Annotated in this window: 1 protein-coding gene; it reads left to right on the top strand. The window is 53.1% G+C overall.

The genetic code is table 11. The annotated features are described in order from the left end of the window. The coding region (locus GWG06_RS30315) for a condensation domain-containing protein (RefSeq protein ID WP_160718174.1) at positions 1 to 3,501 on the top strand (3,501 nt) is incomplete at both ends.

Genomic DNA, 3,501 nt, shown 5'->3' with positions numbered 1-3,501 from the left:
GAGGCGACTCCATCATTACCATCCAGGTAGTGAGCCGTATTAAACGTCACGGCTATACGTTACAGGCGCGTGATATCTTCCTGCACCAGACCATCAGCCGCCTGAGTGAAGTACTGCAGGCGCGCCGGCAGGAGGCAGGCGGACAGGGCGAACAGGGATTACTCAGCGGTGTATCCGGCCTGTTGCCAATCCAGCAATGGTTCTTTGAACAGGAGCCGGTGCAGCATCATTTTAACCAGAGTGTTTTATTATCAGCAGATAAAAGTATTACGGCCGCCATGTTGTCTGAAGCATTACAGGAACTGCAATCGCATCACGATGCGCTGCGTTTCCGGTACAGAGAAACCGCTTCGGGCCGGGAGCAATACTACAGCGATCATTACGCGGTGCTGGAAACTACAGACCTCTCCGGTATTGCCGCTACAGACCTTACCAAAGAAATCGCCATCCGTAGCCAGGCTTACCAGGAGTCACTGCATATCAGCGAAGGCAATATCTTACGGTCAGTATTATTTACTACGGGAGAAAATATACCAGAGAACCGTTTGCTGCTGGTGATTCATCACCTGGCGGTGGATGTAGTTTCCTGGCGTATCCTGCTGGAAGACTTATCCCGCCTGCTGGAAGGCAGCCTGTCGGGTCAGCGTGTAGCCCTGGACGTTAAGGGTACTTCTTACCGTCAGTGGCAGCAGGAACTGACAAGGTATGGTCAGCGGGAACAGGTACAGTCACAGCTGGATTACTGGCAACGTGCCGTAGCCGCGGATTTCAGACTGGCTGCAGATCATGTCACCACTGCCACTGTATATGCAAAGCATACGGACCGCTACAGCATTCAGCTGCCTGCAGCAGCAACGCGTCAGTTATTACAGGAGGCGCCTGCAGCTTACCATACAGAGATTAACGATATACTGCTGGCGGCGCTCGCACGGACATTGGGCAACTGGAGTAATACTACGCAGGTGGTAATCGGTCTGGAAGGGCATGGCCGTGAGGAAATCAGTAAAGATGCGGACATCAGCCGCACGATAGGCTGGTTTACCAACCTGTACCCGGTATCGCTGCGTACCGCTGCTACCGGTACTGCGGCAGATCTCATCAAAAGCATAAAGGAACAATTACGGGAAATTCCGGACAAAGGTCTGGGCTTCGGCGTATTGAAATATATTAACCGGGAGCCGTCTTTACAGGGCCGGCAACCGTGGGAGCTGGTGTTCAACTACCTGGGGCAGCTGGATAATTCTTCCCGTACAGACAGTGCCATACAGCTGTCTGATGCCGCTACCGGAGAAGATGTAGGTGAAGGCTACCCGCTGCGCGAAAAAATTACCATCAACAGTATGGTGCAGAACGGCGTGCTGTCCTTTAACTGGACCTATAGCCGGCTGCACTTTAATGCGGCTACCATCGAAGCCCTGGCAGATGCCTGTCTGCGTGAACTGGAAGCATTGATCAGCCATTGCGTGGCGCAGCAGGAGCCTGTGTTTACGCCGTCGGACTATGGCTTAACCGGCGTGGTGCATTACCGGCAGCTGGACCAGTTCCTCTGCGGCCCTGATAACCTGTCGGCCTCCGTTACAGATATTTACCGCCTGAGCGGATTGCAGGAAGGTATGTTGTTTCACGATGTTTATGACGAACATACTGCCGCTTATATTGAGCAGTTTATTTGCACCGTAGGTAATGTAAACACCGCCTGGCTGCAGCAGAGCTGGGAACAGGTAACGGCGCGTCATTCCATCCTGCGCAGCAGCTTTAACTATGAAGCGCTGGCAGTTCCGGTGCAATGTGTGTACCGTAACGTATCCCTGCCGTTTACCGTAATCGACTGCCGTCATGAAAACCAGGAAGCGGCCATCGCTGTATACATTCAGAAAGATCAGGCGCGCGGTTTCGATTACAGGCGGCCGCCGCTGATGAGAGTGACGCTGCTGCAAACAGGGGATAATACCTACCGCATGGTATGGACTTATCATCACCTCTTACTGGATGGCTGGTCTTTGCCGGTATTAATAGAAGAATTATTGCAGACGTATGAGTCATTGTCCAACGGTATTACACCGGTATTGGAAGAAGAAGACCGTTACGGAGATTATATCCGGTACATAGGCCGGCAGGATAAAACGGCAGAAGAACAGTACTGGCGTTCTTATATGAACGGGCTGGAAACAGCCACCCTGCTGCCATTTATTGCGGCGGGAGCCGATCATACGAAAGGTATCGGTACTTATGAAAAAGAACACCTGGTACTGGACGCGGCATTCACATCCGGTATACAGCAATATGCGCAGCGGCATGGCCTTACTGTCAATACCCTGATGCAGGGCGCCTGGGGCTGGATATTGCATAACTACACCCGCAACGGATCTGTTGTATTCGGAGTCACTGTTTCCGGCAGAAACAGTGCATTACCGGGCATTGAGCAAAAAGTGGGAATGTATATCAATACGCAGCCTTTGCATATTGCTGCCGACCGCGATCAGCCGGTGAGGGAATGGTTACTGCAACTGCAGGAAAGCCAGATCCGTTCCAGGGAATATGAATATACACCGCTGACCCAGATACAGCGCTGGAGCGGTATCAGCGGAGATCTGTTTGACAGTCTGCTGGTATTTGAAAACTACCCGGTGAGCGAGGCAGTACAATCCCGCCACTGGCAGATGGCAATCACTGATGTTAACCTGAACGAACATACGAACTATCCGCTGAGCGTTGTCGTTGCTGCTGCGGAGGAAATACATATCCAGTTCAGCTACAACGCTGCCTTGCTGGATAAGCAATATGTGCAGCGGCTGACCGGGCATTTCCGGGAAGTATTGCAGCAGTTTATGACAGCTGATAAAGCGAAGCTGGGAACTGTTTCTCTGCTGACCGCGGCCGAACGTTCTTCCTTACTGGAAGAATTTTCTTGCGTTCCGGCGTCGTACCCTGCAGATATTGACCGTACGTTAACGGACCTTATTGCAGCACAGGCCGCACAGACGCCAGATGCAGCAGCGCTGACGCATGCAGGCATCACGTGGACGTACCGCGAACTGGAAGCGCGCGCAGCACAGCTGGCGCATTATCTGTTAAGCCGGGGTGTACAAAAAGGAGATCTGATACCGGTGTGCGCCAACCGTACGCCTGAACTGGTGATGGCAATGCTGGGTATCCTGAAGGCCGGCGCGGCTTACGTTCCGGTGGATACGAGCTACCCGCAGGACAGGATCGCCTACATGTTGTCCGATGTAAATGCTTCGCTGGTATTGACAACCAGCGCACACGCTGCCTTGTGCGGCGATGTGGAAACGCTGTGCCTGGACACAGCTTCCGCACTGTTGGCAGCGCAACCGCTTACTGATCCTGCCGTAAACGTTACGCCTTCTTCAGTAGCCTATGTGATTTATACGTCCGGTTCTACGGGCCGCCCGAAAGGTGTGATGGTGAGCCATTGCAGTGTGGTGAATCTGGCGCACTGGCATATCGCCACCTACGAGGTGACGCCTTCCTGCCGCGCTA

The organism is Chitinophaga solisilvae (assembly GCF_009928525.1).
Taxonomy (GTDB): Bacteria; Bacteroidota; Bacteroidia; order Chitinophagales; family Chitinophagaceae; genus Chitinophaga; species Chitinophaga solisilvae.
The sequence above is the reverse complement of the archived record's forward strand: the minus strand, read 5'-3'. Positions and strand labels throughout refer to the sequence as shown.